Below are 15,088 nucleotides of genomic sequence, written 5' to 3' on the forward strand. Positions count from 1 at the left end.
CTTCTGGAGGGGATCCGGGGGGATCGCGGGGTTCTGATGGGGAGGGAATCCGAGGGGGCCGGGTCGACGGACCGGGCCCCCTCGATGTTTCCCCGGGTTTCCCCGGTGCTCGTGAGAACCGGTGCTCGTGAGAACCGGTGGCCGTCCGCGTTGTCGGACCGCGCCGGTACCGTCGGACCATGTCCCATCAGACGGAGGCTTCCCCGGAGCCGGGAGAGCGGCGTACGGCCGTACTCGAAGGCGTGCTCGAACGCGTGACCTACGCCAACGAGGACAACGGCTACACGGTCGCCCGCGTCGACACCGGCCGCGGCGCCGGTGACCTGCTGACGGTGGTCGGCGCGCTGCTCGGCGCCCAGGTCGGCGAGTTCCTGCGGATGGAGGGCCGTTGGGGCTCCCACCCGCAGTACGGCAAGCAGTTCACCGTCGAGAACTACACGACCGTCCTGCCCGCCACCGTCCAGGGCATCCGCCGCTACCTCGGCTCGGGGCTGGTCAAGGGCATCGGACCCGTCTTCGCCGACCGCATCACCCAGCACTTCGGCCTGGACACGCTCAGGATCATCGAGGAGGAGCCCAAGCGGCTGATCGAGGTCCCGGGCCTCGGCCCCAAGCGCACCAGGAAGATCACCGAGGCCTGGGAGGAGCAGAAGGCGATCAAGGAGGTCATGCTCTTCCTCCAGACCGTCGAGGTCTCGACGTCGATCGCCGTGCGCATCTACAAGAAGTACGGGGACGCCTCGATCTCCGTGGTGAAGAACCAGCCCTACCGGCTGGCCTCCGACGTCTGGGGCATCGGCTTCCTGACCGCCGACAAGATCGCCCGGTCCGTCGGCATCCCGCACGACAGCCCGGACCGCGTCAAGGCGGGCCTCCAGTACGCGCTTTCCCAGTCCGCCGACCAGGGCCACTGCTATCTGCCCGAGGAGCGGCTGATCGCCGACGCGGTCAAACTCCTCCAGGTCGACACCGGCCTGGTCATCGACTGCCTGGGCGAACTCGCCGCGCCGCCCGAGGAGGGCGAGGACCCCGGCGTCGTACGCGAGAAGGTGCCGGGAGCGGACGGCGGCGAGAGCGTCACCGCCGTCTACCTCGTCCCCTTCCACCGCGCCGAACTCTCCCTCTCCGCCCAGCTGCTGCGTCTGCTGCGCACGGAAGCCGACCGGATGCCCGCCTTCCATGACGTGGCCTGGGACAAGGCGCTCGGCTGGCTGAAGGGGCGCACGGGCGCCGAGCTCGCGCCCGAGCAGGAGGCCGCGGTCCGGCTGGCGCTCACCGAGAAGGTCGCCGTGCTCACCGGCGGCCCCGGCTGCGGCAAGTCCTTCACCGTCCGTTCGATCGTGGAGCTGGCCCGGGCCAAGAAGGCCAAGGTGGTGCTGGCCGCGCCCACCGGCCGGGCCGCCAAGCGGCTGGCCGAGCTCACCGGCGCCGAGGCCAGCACCGTCCACCGTCTGCTGGAGCTCAAGCCGGGCGGGGACGCGGCCTACGACCGGGACCGTCCGCTGGACGCCGACCTGGTGGTGGTCGACGAGGCGTCCATGCTGGACCTGCTGCTCGCCAACAAGCTGGTCAAGGCGGTGCCGCCGGGCGCCCACCTGCTCTTCGTCGGGGACGTCGACCAGCTCCCCAGCGTCGGCGCGGGGGAGGTGCTCAGGGATCTGCTCGCCGACGGCAGCCCGGTCCCCGCCGTGCGCCTGACCCGGGTCTTCCGCCAGGCCCAGCAGTCGGGCGTGGTGACCAACGCGCACCGCATCAACTCCGGTCAGCATCCGCTCACCGACGGGCTGAAGGACTTCTTCCTCTTCGTCGAGGACGACACGGAGGAGGCCGGCCGGCTCACGGTGGACGTGGCGGCCCGCCGTATTCCGGCCAGGTTCGGGCTCGACCCGCGGCGGGACATCCAGGTGCTCGCACCCATGCACCGCGGCCCGGCCGGTGCCGGCACGCTCAACGGCCTGCTCCAGCAGGCCGTCACACCGGGCCGCCCCGACGTGCCGGAGAAGCGGTTCGGCGGCCGGGTCTTCCGGGTGGGCGACAAGGTCACCCAGATCCGCAACAACTACGAGAAGGGCGAGAACGGGGTCTTCAACGGCACCGTGGGCGTGGTCACCTCGCTCGACCCCGTCGACCAGCGCCTGACGGTCCTGACGGACGAGGACGAGGAGGTGCCGTACGAGTTCGACGAACTGGACGAACTGGCACACGCGTACGCGGTGACCATCCACCGTTCACAGGGGAGTGAATATCCTGCCGTGGTGATCCCCGTCACCACCGGTGCATGGATGATGCTCCAGCGGAATCTGCTGTACACGGCGGTGACCCGGGCCAAGAAGCTGGTCGTGCTGGTGGGTTCGCGCAAGGCGATCGGGCAGGCCGTGCGCACCGTGTCGGCGGGAAGGCGCTGCACAGCACTGGATTTCCGGCTCGCCGGCGCCTGATCCGCGCCCGTGCGGCAGGGCTCACAAAAAATGATCGATCAAATGAGTCGCGAAGGTCACAGAGCTCTTCCGGTTACGGGTGTGAGGGGGCAGGATGAGCAAGTTAACGGCACTGAGTGCCGCCGATAAGCCCAATGGTCGACCCCGAGTGCACTCTCCTGCGCCAAATGGGGGATGGTAGAGACAGTCAGGGCAACCTCGAAGATGAGGCACAGAGTCGGTGAGGGAAGACGTGAGCGACAACTCTGTAGTAGTGCGGTACGGCGACGGCGAGTACACCTACCCGGTGATCGACAGCACCGTCGGTGACAAGGGCTTCGACATCGGGAAGCTCCGGTCCCAGACCGGTCTCGTGACTCTGGACAGCGGCTACGGCAACACCGCCGCCTATAAATCCGCGATCACCTACCTCGACGGCGAAGCGGGCATCCTCCGCTACCGCGGCTACCCCATCGAGCAGCTGGCCGAGCGCTCCACCTTCCTGGAGGTCGCCTACCTGCTCATCAACGGCGAGCTGCCGACGGTCGACGAGCTCACCTCGTTCAAGAACGAGATCACGCAGCACACGCTGCTGCACGAGGACGTCAAGAACTTCTACAAGGGCTTCCCGCGCGACGCCCACCCGATGGCCATGCTGTCCTCGGTGGTCTCGGCGCTGTCCACGTTCTACCAGGACAGCCACAACCCGTTCGACGAGAAGCAGCGCAACCTCTCCACGATCCGGCTGCTCGCCAAGCTCCCGACGATCGCGGCGTACGCGTACAAGAAGTCGGTCGGTCACCCGTTCGTCTACCCGCGCAACGACCTCAGCTACGTCGAGAACTTCCTGCGCATGACGTTCTCGGTGCCGGCGCAGGACTACGAGCTCGACCCGGTCGTCGTCTCCGCGCTCGACAAGCTGCTGATCCTGCACGCGGACCACGAGCAGAACTGCTCGACGTCCACGGTCCGCCTGGTCGGTTCCTCGCAGGCGAACATGTTCGCCTCGATCTCGGCCGGCATCAACGCCCTCTGGGGCCCGCTGCACGGCGGCGCCAACCAGTCTGTCCTGGAGATGCTGGAGGGCATCCAGGCCAACGGCGGCGATGTCGACTCCTTCATCCGCAAGGTGAAGAACAAGGAGGACGGCGTCCGCCTGATGGGCTTCGGCCACCGGGTGTACAAGTCCTTCGACCCGCGCGCCAAGATCATCAAGGCCGCCGCGCACGACGTCCTCTCGGCCCTCGGCAAGTCCGACGAGCTGCTGGACATCGCGCTGAAGCTGGAGGAGCACGCGCTCTCCGACGACTACTTCGTCTCGCGCAACCTCTACCCGAACGTCGACTTCTACACCGGCCTGATCTACCGCGCCATGGGCTTCCCGACCGAGATGTTCACGGTCCTGTTCGCCCTGGGCCGTCTGCCGGGCTGGATCGCCCAGTGGCATGAGATGATCAAGGAGCCGGGCTCCCGCATCGGCCGTCCGCGGCAGATCTACACCGGCGTCGTCGAGCGCGACTTCGTGCCGGTCGAGGAGCGCTGAGCCCCGCCAGGGGTCTGAGACAGCGGGTCTGAGACAGCAGAAGGCGCCCTGCCGCCGGTCCCCCCACGGGCCGGCGTGCAGGGCGCCTTCCCATGTCCCGGTGCGGATTCCCCCCACGGGATCCGGCCGGGCGTCTGAGGCAGCGCCTGAATCGCTGTATTGCTGTATGCGGTTGTTGAACAGAACGAGCACGTCGTACGTACTGGTCGGTACCTGCGATCTGCCGGGACACCGCACGCTGGGAGGGCCGCTCAAAGCTCCCCGGTGTGTGTGCCCCGGCGACGCATCTCTGAGGAAGTCCCCCAAGACATCCCCAGATGCCAGGAGGCGCCCCCCAAGACGCTTCCTGACATCGCCAAACTTAGACCTTCGAATCCCTTCGATGGTTACGTTCACAGCACTGTGATCTGCGTCTCTTGCTGGTGTCCGTTAGGTTCGCAAGAGTCCTGATACGCCGATCGGGGCTCAAGCGTAAGGATGATGCGCGAGCCTTGTGAAGAGCTTATGTGAGGCTCGCGCCGGACTCTAGGGGGACTCTTACTTCCGATGCGGTGACGTGATGTTGATCCTCGGTAACGAAGGGTGCCTCAGCGGAAGGTCCGCAGCCGCAGACTGTTGCTCACCACGAACACGGACGAGAAGGCCATGGCCGCCCCCGCGATCATCGGGTTCAGCAGTCCCGCGGCGGCCAGCGGCAGCGCGGCCACGTTGTAGCCGAACGCCCACACCAGGTTGCCCTTGATCGTGGCCAGCGTCCGCCGGGACAGCCGGATGGCGTCCGCGGCCGCCCGCAGGTCCCCCCGCACCAGCGTCAGATCGCTCGCCTCGATCGCCGCGTCGGTCCCCGTGCCCATCGCCAGCCCCAGGTCCGCGGTGGCCAGCGCGGCCGCGTCGTTGACCCCGTCACCGACCATGGCCACGGTCCGCCCCTCGCCCTGGAGCCGCCGTACGACCGCGACCTTGTCCTCGGGCAGCACCTCCGCGATCACCTGGTCGATGCCGACCGTCCGTGCCACGCTCTCGGCCACCGCCCGGTTGTCCCCGGTCAGCAGCACCGGCGTGAGCCCCAGCGCGCGCAGCTCCCGTACGGCCTCGGCGCTGGTCGCCTTGACCGCGTCCGCCACCGCGAGGACCCCGTGGACCGCTCCGTCCCAGCCGACCACGACGGCGGTACGGCCGGTCCGCTCGGCCTCCTCCTTGGCACGGGCCAGCTCCGCGGGCAGGACGGCGGACAGCTCGGCGAGCCGCCCCACGGCCACCTCGTGACCCTCCACCCGTCCGCGCACGCCCCGCCCCGGGACGTTCTCGAAGCGCTCGACCGCGGGCAGGGTCCCGGTCCGCTCCTCGGCGCCCGCCGCGACCGCGCGCGCGACGGGGTGCTCGGAGGCGTGCTCCAGGGCGCCCGCGAGCCGCAGCACCTGCCGCTCGTCGGCGCCGTCGGCGACGTACACCTCCTGGAGAGTCATCCGGCCCGTGGTGACCGTGCCGGTCTTGTCCAGGACGACCGTGTCGACCCGGCGCGTGGACTCCAGCACCTCGGGGCCCTTGATCAGGATGCCGAGCTGCGCCCCGCGCCCGGTGCCGACCAGCAGCGCGGTCGGGGTGGCCAGGCCCAGCGCGCACGGGCAGGCGATGATCAGCACCGCGACGGCCGCGGTGAAGGCGGCGGCCGGCTCCCCGGTGGCGAGGAACCACCCGCCGAAGGTGGCGGCCGCCAGCAGCAGCACCACGGGCACGAAGATCCCGGAGATTCGGTCGGCGAGCCGCTGCACCTGCGCCTTGCCGTTCTGCGCGTCCTCCACCAGCCGCGCCATCCGGGCCAGCTGGGTGTCGGCGCCGACCCGGGTGGCCTCGACGACCAGCCGTCCCCCGGCGTTGACGGTCGCGCCGGTCACCGCGTCCCCCGCCGTCACGTCCACCGGTACCGACTCGCCGGTCAGCATGGACGCGTCCACCGCCGAGGCCCCCTCGACGACCGTGCCGTCGGTCGCGATCTTCTCCCCGGGCCGTACGACGAACCGGTCCCCGACCGCCAGCCGGGCCACCGGGACGCGCACCTCGCGTCCGTCCCGCAGCACCGCGACGTCCTTCGCGCCGAGCTCCAGCAGTGCCCGCAGGGCAGCGCCGGCCCGCCGCTTGGAGCGGGCCTCCAGCCAGCGGCCCAGCAGGATGAAGACGGTGACCCCGGCCGCGACCTCCAGATAGAGCGTCGAGGAGGCGTTCGTACGGGAGAGGGTGAGGTCGAAGCCGTGCCGCATCCCCGGCATGCCCGCGGTGCCGAAGAACAGCGCCCACACCGACCAGCCGAACGCGGCCAGCGTGCCGACCGACACCAGGGTGTCCATGGTGGCCGCGCCGTGCCGCAGGTTCGTCCAGGCGGCGCGGTGGAAGGGCAGGCCGCCCCAGACGGCCACGGGGGCGGCCAGGGTGAGCGAGAGCCACTGCCAGTTGTCGAACTGCCAGGCGGGGACCATCGCGAGCAGCACGACGGGCAGCGCGAGCGCGGCGCAGGCGAGCAGGCGCCGGCGCAGCGACGCGAGCTCGGGGTCGGCATCGGGTGCCGGCTCTCGCGCCCCGGGCTCCTGGGAGCCAGTTGTTCGGGGGCCGGTCTCCTGGGGCTCGGGCTCCCGGGGTGCGGGCACCTCGGCCGTGTACCCGGTCTTCACGACGGTCGCGATCAGGTCGGCGACCTGGAGCCCGGCGGGGTGGACGATCCTGGCCCGCTCCGTCGCGAAGTTGACCGTGGCGGTGACGCCGTCCATGCGGTTGAGCTTCTTCTCGACGCGGGCCGCGCAGGAGGCGCAGGTCATCCCGCCGACGAGCAGTTCGACCTCGGCGGTCGCGGTGCTGCCCGCGGGGGCGCCGGGGGCGTCTATCGAGGTGTCCGTGGCGGTGCTGGTCATGTGTACGTGCTCCAGAGAACGGAACGGGCCGTGCGCCACCGGTGTCGGCTGGCCGGCACGGCCCGGTCGGGAAGCGGGTACGGGAATGCCGCTCAGGCCCTGCCGACCAGCTCGAAGCCGGCCTCGTCGACGGCGGCGCGCAGCGCCTTCTCGTCCAGCGGGCCGGCCGAGACGACGGTGACGTCGCCGTCGGCGGCGACGGCCGTCACCGAGGTGACGCCGGGGATCTGGGAGATCTCGGCGGAGACCGAGCCCTCGCAGTGTCCGCAGCTCATCCCGCTCACCTTGTAGACGGCGGTCACGGTACCCGGGGTGTCGGTCTGGGCGGTCATGTCGTTGCTCCTCGTCGAGGCGGGTGGGGCCGGCGGGGCCCACGGGGGCCCACCGTCTCCACACTATACCCCTAGGGGGTATGAATCCAGGAGGAGTCCGGGCGGGTCGGGGTGGGGACGGGCCGGGCCGGGTCGGTCGGCGCCCGGGGTGGGCCGGGCCGGGGTGGGGGCGGGCGCGGACGGTCCCGGGTCAGGAGGCCGGGGCCGCGGGGCGGCCGAGCCGGTCGCCGACCAGCGGGGCGAGATACCGGGTCAGCGCGTTCTTCAGCTCCTGGACGTACGCGGCGCGCTCGGCGCCCTCGTGGCCCAGGACCAGCTCCAGGCCCGCCTTGTACAGGCCCAGGCACAGGTGCGCGGTGCGGGACAGGTCGGCCGGGGCCGCGTCCGGCAGGAACGAGGAGAGCAGGCCCTCTATCCGGGCGAGCAGTGTGGCGTGCAGCGCGTCGTGCTCCTCGGCGATCCGGCCGGGGATGTCGGGACCGTGCATCAGGGCGAAGAACACCGGATGGTCGCAGTTGAACGCGATGAAGCGGTCGACGGCGGCGCCGACCGCGTCCTCCAGCGAGGTCGCGGGGTCGACCGGGGCGAGGGCCTCGCCGTAGGTCTCGCGCATCTCGTGCATGAGCCGGTCGCCCAGCTCGATGGCGATCGCTTCCTTGTTCGGGAAGAACTGGTAGAGCGTGCCGGGCGAGACGCCCGCCTCGCGGGCGATGGCGTTGGTGCTGGCGGCCGTGTACCCGGTCGTGCAGAAGACGCTGGCCGCGGCCTCGAGCAGCTGGGCGATACGGCGCTCGCCGCGCGCCTGACGGCGGCGCGGCTGCCCCTGTTCGGCGGGCTGTCCGGGCTGTCCCTGCTCGGGCTGACCCCGCTCGGACGGCCGATTCTGCTCCCAGGTGTCGGACTTGTCGGGCACGCGTTATCCCCAGCTCTCGGCACGCGATTGACAAACACGAGCGGCCGCTCGCATTCTGGAGAAACGCGAGCGATGTCTCGTGTTTGCCAGTCTATGGCAATGACCGACCCATGCTCCTGCCTGCGTACAGCACGGATCACGGATCACGGTGAAGGGGACACCGCACAATGACCGAAGTCAACAGGCCACCCCGCGTCGGAGGATGGACGCGTCTCGTGACCGCGCGCCCACGGCTGTCGCTGCTGGCCGCCCTGGTGCTCACGGTGCTCGCCGTGCTGGCCGGCAGCGGGGTCGCCGACCGCCTGGGCAGCGGCGGCTGGGAGGACCCGGACGCACAGTCGACCTACGCGACGAAGGCGCTGGAGCGCGAGTTCCCCGGCTCCCAGCCCAACCTCCTGCTGCTGATAGACACCGGCGCCGCCTCGGTGGACGACCCGGCCGTCGCCGCCGAGGCGAACCGCCTCACCGCACGGCTGGCCCGGGAGAAGGGCGTGACCGGCGTCGGCTCCTACTGGCAGTCCAAGGCCCCGGCCCTGCGTGCCGAGGACGGCCACGAGGCGCTGATCGCCGCCCGCATCACGGGCGACGAGAAGGCGATGGGCGACACCCTGGACCGCATCGCGCCCTCCTACCGGGGGGTGCGGGGCCCGCTGACGGTGAAGGTCGGCGGCATCGTCGCGGTACGGCACGAGATGCAGACGATCATCCGTGAGGACCTGACCCGGGCCGAGATGATCGCCCTGCCGATCACCCTGGTGCTGCTGGTGATGGTCTTCGGCAGCGCGGTCGCCGCCCTGCTGCCGCTCGGCATCGGCATCGTCGCGATCCTCGGCACCAACGCGGTGCTGCGCGGCCTGTCCGAGTTCACCGACGTCTCGGTCTTCGCGATGAACCTCACCACGGCCCTCGGCCTGGGCCTGGCCATCGACTACGCCCTGTTCGTCGTCCGCCGCTACCGCGAGGAACTGTCCACCGGCGCCGAACCGCTGACCGCCGTCGCCACCACCCTGCGCACGGCCGGGCGCACGGTCCTGTTCTCCGCCCTCACGGTCGCCGTGTCCCTGGCGGCGATGCTCGTCTTCCCGCAGTACTTCCTGCGCTCCTTCGCCTACGCGGGCATCGCGGTGGTCCTGCTGGCCGCCGCGGCCGCCCTGATCCTGCTCCCGGCCGCGCTGGTCCTGCTCGGCCACCGGGTCGACTCGCTCGACCTGCGCCGACTGCTGCGCCGCGGCCGGACCCCGAGGAGCCCCGGCGAGGAGGGCACCGCCTGGGCGCGCACGGCGACCCTGGTCATGCGCCGGGCGCCGTTCTTCGCGCTGGCCACCACGGCCGTCCTCGTCCTGCTCGGCCTGCCCTTTCTGGGCGTGAAGTTCGGCACCGCGGACGACCGCCAGTTGCCCACCACGGCCGAGTCCCACGCCGTGCAGCAGCACGTCCGCGACGACTTCCCGGGCAACCCCGGCGGCGGTCTGGAGATCCTCGCCGAGGGCGCCGCGACCCAGCCGCAGTACGCCGCCTACAAGGCTCGGATCGCCGCCCTGCCGGAGGTGGCGGGGGTCGACGGTCCCCTGGTGCGGGGCGACTCGGCGTACTTCACGGTGTTGCCGAAGGGCGAGGCCGTGGACGACGCCGCCCAGCGGCTGGTCGGCGACCTGCGCTCCCTGGACGCCCCGTTCGACACCAAGGTGACCGGCACGGCCGCGGTCCTGGTCGACTCCAAGCACGCCATCGGGCAGCGCCTGCCCTGGGCGGCCGTGTTCATCGCGGTCGTCACCCTGCTGCTGGTCTTCCTCCTCACCGGCAGCGTGCTCATCCCGCTCCAGGCCGTCCTGCTGAACGCGCTCAGCCTGACGGCGATGTTCGGCGCGGTGGTCTGGGTCTTCCAGGACGGTCATCTCTCCGGCCTGCTCGGCTTCACCAGTCCCGGTTCCATCGAGACCACCCTGCCCGTCCTGATGTTCTGTGTGGCCTTCGGCCTCTCCATGGACTACGGCGTGTTCCTGCTCTCCCGCATCAAGGAGGAGTACGACCACACCGGCGACCACCGCGAGGCGGTCCGGCACGGCCTCCAGCGCACCGGCGGCCTGATCACCGCCGCCGCGGTCATCCTCGCCGTGGTGATGGTCGCCATCGGCACCTCCCGGGTGACCAACACCAAGATGCTGGGGCTGGGCATCGCGCTGGCCGTGCTGATGGACGCGATGGTCGTCCGCAGTCTGCTGGTCCCGGCGATCATGCGGCTCACGGGCCGTGCGACCTGGTGGGCGCCGGCCCCGCTGCGCCGGTTCCATCAGCGGTTCGGACTGAGCGAGGGGGAGTCCGTCGAGGCCGCCGGGCCCCTGCCGGGCCGGGACAAGGTCGGCGTGCCCGGATAGCGTTCCGCCGAAGCGGCACGGGAACCCCGGGGCGGCCGGCCCCGGGGCCCGGAAACGGCGGCAGACGACGAAGAGGGGGCAGGGACACATGCGGGCTGTGGTCTTCGAGCGGTACGGCGAAGCGGCCGAGGTGCGGGAAGTGGCCGATCCACGCCCTGCCGAGCACGGGGTCGTGGTGCGGGTGGAGGCCACCGGGCTGTGCCGCAGCGACTGGCACGGCTGGCAGGGCCACGATCCGGACATCACCCTCCCGCATGTGCCCGGCCATGAACTCGCCGGTGTCGTCGAGGCGGTGGGCCCCCGGGTGACCGCCTGGCGTCCCGGCGACCGGGTCACCGTCCCGTTCGTCTGCGCCTGCGGCACCTGCCGGGCCTGCGCGGCGGGGGAACAGCAGGTGTGCGAGCGCCAGACCCAGCCGGGCTTCACCCACTGGGGCTCCTTCGCCCAGTACGTGGCCCTGGACCACGCCGACGTGAACCTGGTCGCCGTCCCCGACGGAATGTCCTTCGCCACCGCGGCCTCGCTCGGCTGCCGGTTCGCGACGGCGTTCCGGGCGGTGGTGCAGCAGGGCCGGGTGGCGGCGGGGGAGTGGGTCGCGGTGCACGGCTGCGGAGGCGTCGGCCTGTCGGCGGTGATGATCGCGGCCGCGGCGGGGGCGCGGGTCGTCGCCGTCGACGTGGCGCCGGGGGCCCTCGACCTGGCCCGGAAGTTCGGCGCGGCGCAGTGCGTCGACGCCACCCGTACGGCGGACCCGGCGCACGCGGTCCGCGAGCTCACCGCAGGCGGCGCCCACCTCTCCCTGGACGCCCTCGGCTCCCCGGCCACCTGCGCGGCCTCGGTGAACGGGCTGCGCCGCCGCGGCCGGCACGTCCAGGTCGGCCTGCTGCCGTCGGCGGACGGCACGACCCCCGTCCCCATGGCCCGCGCCGTCGCCCTGGAGTTGGAACTGCTCGGCAGCCACGGCATGGCCGCGCACGCCTATCCCGCGATGCTCGGGCTCGTCGGCGCGGGCGTCCTGCGCCCCGACCTGCTGGTGACGGCGACGATCCCGCTGGACGCGGCGCCGGACGCGCTCGCCGCGATGGGGACACCGGCGGCCCCGGGCGCCGGTGTCACGGTCATCGAGCCGTGGAGCTGACCGGACGTTCCGTGCCGGCGGACCGGGCCGGTCGCTCAGTCCGCTCTGCGTCCCCGGTTGCCGGGCCTGGACGCGACCCAGGAGCGGACGGTCTCGACGTACCAGTAGGGCTTTCCGCTCTCCACATGGTCGGGCGGGGGCAGCAGTCCGTGCTTGCGATAGGACCGTACGGTGTCCGGCTGCACCTTGATGTGCGCCGCGATCTCCTTGTACGACCAGAGCCTTCGGTCGGTCATGGGTTGCACCTCCCTGCGCGCGCCGCAGCGGCGGCCGGGGGGTGGCCGTCTGGGGAGCCGGGCGCTGCGCTGGCGATCACGAGCCTGTGTTCCGTGAACGACGCGGAGTGAGGACCCGGCCCTGTCCGTCGCCCGGGTGTGACGTGAAACCCGCGTACACGCGACATCCGTGACATGTCAGAGGCATTTGTGACAGAAGTGAAGCAATGGCTCCCCGGGCCCCAGGGCCTGTCCGGCCCTGAGGTTGGGCAGGCCCTGGGGTTGGGCGGGCCCTAGGCTCCGCAGGACCTCAGGAACTCCCGGGTCCGCCGGGCGACCGGCAGCGGCCGGTCCGGCTCGCACGGGTACATGTCCTGCTCGACGATCGCGAAGAGGTCCACGTCCAGCCTCTGCGCCGCCTCCAGCACCGGCCCCAGCGCGGGCACCCCGGACGGGGGTTCGCACATGACACCGCGAGCCACGGCCGGCCCGAACGGGATCTCCTGCGCCCGCACCTGCGCCAGGATCTCCGGGTCGACCTGCTTCAGGTGCAGATACCCGATGCGCTCGCCGTAGGTCTCGATCAGCTTGACGCTGTCGCCGCCGCAGTACGCGTAGTGCCCGGTGTCCAGGCACAGCGACACCAGCGCGGGGTCCGTGCCGTCGAGGAAGCGGGTGACGTTCTCCTCGCTGTCGATGTGGGTGTCGGCGTGCGGGTGGACGACGATCTCCAGCCCGTACCGCTCGCGCACCTCGTGCCCCAGCCGCTCGGTCAGCGAGGTGAGATCGCGCCACTGCCGCGGTGTCAGCGTGTCCGGCTCCAGCACCTCGCCGGTCTTGTCGTCCCGCCAGAAGGACGGGATGACGACCAGGTGGGCGGCGCCCATCGCCCGGGTCAGCGCGGCGATGTCCGAGACGTGCGCCCAGGTCCGGTCCCACACGTCCGGACCGTGGTGCAGGCCGGTGAAGACGGTCCCGGCCGACACCTTCAGGCCGCGCCGCGCGGTCTCCTCGGCGAGCACGGCCGGATCGCTCGGCAGATATCCGTACGGCCCCAGCTCGATCCACTCGTAGCCGGCGTCGGCGACCTCGTCGAGAAAGCGCTGCCAGGGCACCTGCTGCGGGTCGTCGGGGAACCAGACACCCCATGAGTCGGGCGCCGAACCGATCCGGATACGGGAGAGTGAGGACTGCGTCGACAACGAAGTCATGGCCGTCAGCGTGCGGTTCCGGCAGACGGGTGTCAAGCTCTGGTCCGAATGTCCGGACAAAACATTGACAGGGCTCGGGGTCCGGCACTAGAACCGGGAGGAGCCGAGGCGAAGGGAACCCGATGGCGTACGACCTGATCACCATGGGGCGGATCGGAGTGGACCTCTATCCGTTGCAGGCGGGCGTGCCCTTGGCCCAGGTGTCGGCCTTCGGGAAGTTCCTCGGCGGCTCCGCCACCAATGTCGCCGTCGCCGCGGCCCGGCTCGGCCGGAGCACCGCCGTGATCACCCGGACGGGCGACGACCCCTTCGGCGCCTATCTGCACGAAGCCCTGCGCGGCTTCGGCGTGGACGACCGCTGGGTCACCCCCGTCCCCGGGCTGCCGACCCCGGTCACCTTCTGCGAGATCTTCCCGCCGGACGACTTCCCGCTGTACTTCTACCGCCAGCCCAAGGCGCCCGACCTGGAGATCCACGCCCGCGACCTCGACCTCGACGCCGCCCGTGACGCGCACGTCTTCTGGGTCACCGGCACCGGCCTGAGCGAGGAGCCGAGCCGTACGGCGACCCTGGCGGCCCTCGCCCACCGTGCCCGGGCCGGTACGACCGTCTTCGACCTCGACTGGCGCCCCATGTTCTGGAAGGGCGGAAACGGGAGCGATCCGCCCGCCACCGCGCGCCCCTTCTACGCCGAGGCGCTGCGCCACGCCACCGTCGCCGTCGGCAACCTGGACGAGGTGGAGGTCGCCACCGGGCTGCGCGAGCCGCACGCCGCCGCCCGCGCCCTGCTGGCGGCCGGCGTCGAACTCGCCGTCGTCAAGCAGGGCCCCAAGGGCGTCCTCGCCGTCGACCGGGAGGGCGGGTGCGCCGAGGTGCGGCCGCTGCCCGTGAACGTCCTCAACGGCCTGGGCGCCGGCGACGCCTTCGGGGGCGCCCTCTGCCACGGTCTGCTGAGCGGCTGGGACCTGGAGCGGACCATGCGGTACGCCAACGCGGCCGGCGCCATCGTCGCCTCCCGGCTGGAGTGCTCCTCCGCGATGCCCACCCCGGACGAGATCGACGCCGCGCTCACCGCCGGAGCGGTGCTGTGAGGGCCGGCCGCGTCGGCGAGGTCCACCGCGAAGGCGGATCCGGGCTCGCCCACGCGCGCGTGGACGTCGCGGAACTCGTGCGCATCCGCACCCGGCACCCCGAGCGGATCGCCGAGGCCGCCGCCCGCCGCCGGCGCAGACCGCTGCTCGGCGACCACGGCCGGCTGATGATCGTCGCCGCCGACCATCCGGCCCGCGGTGCCCTCGGCGCCGGCGGCCGCGGCCTCGCCATGGCCAACCGTGCGGACCTCCTGGAGCGCCTGTGCCTGGCGCTGTCCCGGCCGGGTGTGGACGGCGTCCTGGCCACCGCGGACATCCTGGACGACCTGCTCCTGCTCGGCGCCCTCGACCACAAGGTCGTCATGGGCTCCATGAACCGCGGCGGCCTCCAGGGCGCGTCCTTCGAGCTCGACGACCGCTTCACCGGGCACCGCCCCGAGGACATCCACCGCCTCGGCTTCGACGCGGGCAAGCTGCTGCTGCGCATCGACTACGACGACCCGGGCTCCCTCACCACCCTGGAGTCCACCGCCCGTGCCATCGACGAGATGGCCGCGCGTCGACTGCCCGTCTTCGTCGAGCCGTTCATCAGCCGCCGCGCCCCCGACGGCCGGCTCCGCAACGACCTGTCGGCCGACGCCGTCACCCGTTCCCTCGCCATCGCCTCCGGCCTGGGCGGCAGTTCGGCCTACACCTGGCTGAAGGTGCCGGTCACCGAGAACCCCGACGACATGGCCCGGGTGATGGAGACCTCCACGCTGCCCGCCGTCCTGCTCGGCGGCGAGGTGGGCGGTCTGGTCGAGGACCAGGTCGCCGCCTACGAGAAGTGGCGCGGCGCCCTGCAACTGCCCACCGTCCAGGGCCTGGTGGTCGGCCGTTCGCTGCTCTACCCGGCGGACGGGGACGTGGCCGCCGCCGTGGACACCGCCGTAGGAATGCTGTGAGGGCCG

11 protein-coding genes are annotated in these 15,088 nt (G+C 71.6%); 6 read left to right on the top strand and 5 right to left on the bottom strand.

The window, feature by feature from the left end:
- Positions 1–179: 179 nt before the first annotated feature.
- A complete protein-coding gene (gene recD2, locus ACZ7OY_RS01505) occupies positions 180–2,438 on the top strand; it encodes an SF1B family DNA helicase RecD2 (protein WP_471909510.1) in 2,259 nt (752 codons plus the stop codon).
- 232 nt (positions 2,439–2,670) lie between these two features.
- Complete coding sequence (locus ACZ7OY_RS01510; RefSeq protein ID WP_471909511.1) at positions 2,671–3,960, top strand: citrate synthase; 1,290 nt, start codon at positions 2,671–2,673, stop codon at positions 3,958–3,960.
- Between the two features lie 587 nt (positions 3,961–4,547).
- Here the strand turns inward: ACZ7OY_RS01510 and ACZ7OY_RS01515 are convergent.
- From ACZ7OY_RS01515 to ACZ7OY_RS01525, 3 genes are all read right to left on the bottom strand, one after another.
- Positions 4,548–6,863, bottom strand: coding sequence for a heavy metal translocating P-type ATPase (locus tag ACZ7OY_RS01515; RefSeq protein WP_471909512.1), 2,316 nt, complete (start codon positions 6,861–6,863; stop codon positions 4,548–4,550).
- Positions 6,864–6,955: 92 nt separating this feature from the next.
- On the bottom strand, positions 6,956–7,195 hold the full coding sequence (locus ACZ7OY_RS01520; protein WP_351614034.1) for a heavy-metal-associated domain-containing protein: 240 nt from the start codon (positions 7,193–7,195) through the stop codon (positions 6,956–6,958).
- 190 nt (positions 7,196–7,385) lie between these two features.
- Positions 7,386–8,108, bottom strand: coding sequence for a TetR family transcriptional regulator (locus ACZ7OY_RS01525; RefSeq protein ID WP_471909513.1), 723 nt, complete (start codon positions 8,106–8,108; stop codon positions 7,386–7,388).
- 167 nt (positions 8,109–8,275) lie between these two features.
- On the opposite strand from ACZ7OY_RS01525, the gene ACZ7OY_RS01530 reads away from it, so the two are divergent.
- On the top strand, positions 8,276–10,483 hold the full coding sequence (locus tag ACZ7OY_RS01530; protein WP_471909514.1) for an MMPL family transporter: 2,208 nt from the start codon (positions 8,276–8,278) through the stop codon (positions 10,481–10,483).
- Between the two features lie 88 nt (positions 10,484–10,571).
- Entirely contained in the window at positions 10,572–11,621 is a 1,050-nt protein-coding gene (locus ACZ7OY_RS01535; RefSeq protein ID WP_471909515.1) for a zinc-dependent alcohol dehydrogenase family protein, read from the top strand.
- 35 nt (positions 11,622–11,656) lie between these two features.
- Here the strand turns inward: ACZ7OY_RS01535 and ACZ7OY_RS01540 are convergent, their stop codons facing one another.
- Positions 11,657–11,857 carry a helix-turn-helix transcriptional regulator gene (locus ACZ7OY_RS01540; RefSeq protein ID WP_384731564.1) on the bottom strand — a complete coding sequence of 67 codons (201 nt, stop codon included), beginning with the start codon at positions 11,855–11,857 and terminating at the stop codon, positions 11,657–11,659.
- A gap of 272 nt (positions 11,858–12,129) precedes the next feature.
- Positions 12,130–13,047: a sugar phosphate isomerase/epimerase family protein gene (locus tag ACZ7OY_RS01545; RefSeq protein ID WP_471909516.1), complete on the bottom strand. Its 918-nt coding sequence runs from the start codon at positions 13,045–13,047 to the stop codon at positions 12,130–12,132.
- 122 nt (positions 13,048–13,169) lie between these two features.
- Between ACZ7OY_RS01545 and iolC the strand changes: the two genes are divergently transcribed.
- Positions 13,170–14,138 carry a 5-dehydro-2-deoxygluconokinase gene (gene iolC, locus ACZ7OY_RS01550; RefSeq protein WP_471909517.1) on the top strand — a complete coding sequence of 323 codons (969 nt, stop codon included), beginning with the start codon at positions 13,170–13,172 and terminating at the stop codon, positions 14,136–14,138.
- 59 nt (positions 14,139–14,197) lie between these two features.
- Positions 14,198–15,082 carry a Cgl0159 family (beta/alpha)8-fold protein gene (locus tag ACZ7OY_RS01555; RefSeq protein ID WP_471910344.1) on the top strand — a complete coding sequence of 295 codons (885 nt, stop codon included), beginning with the start codon at positions 14,198–14,200 and terminating at the stop codon, positions 15,080–15,082.
- Positions 15,083–15,088: the final 6 nt, after the last annotated feature.

The organism is Streptomyces sp. NPDC107559 (assembly GCF_055657365.1).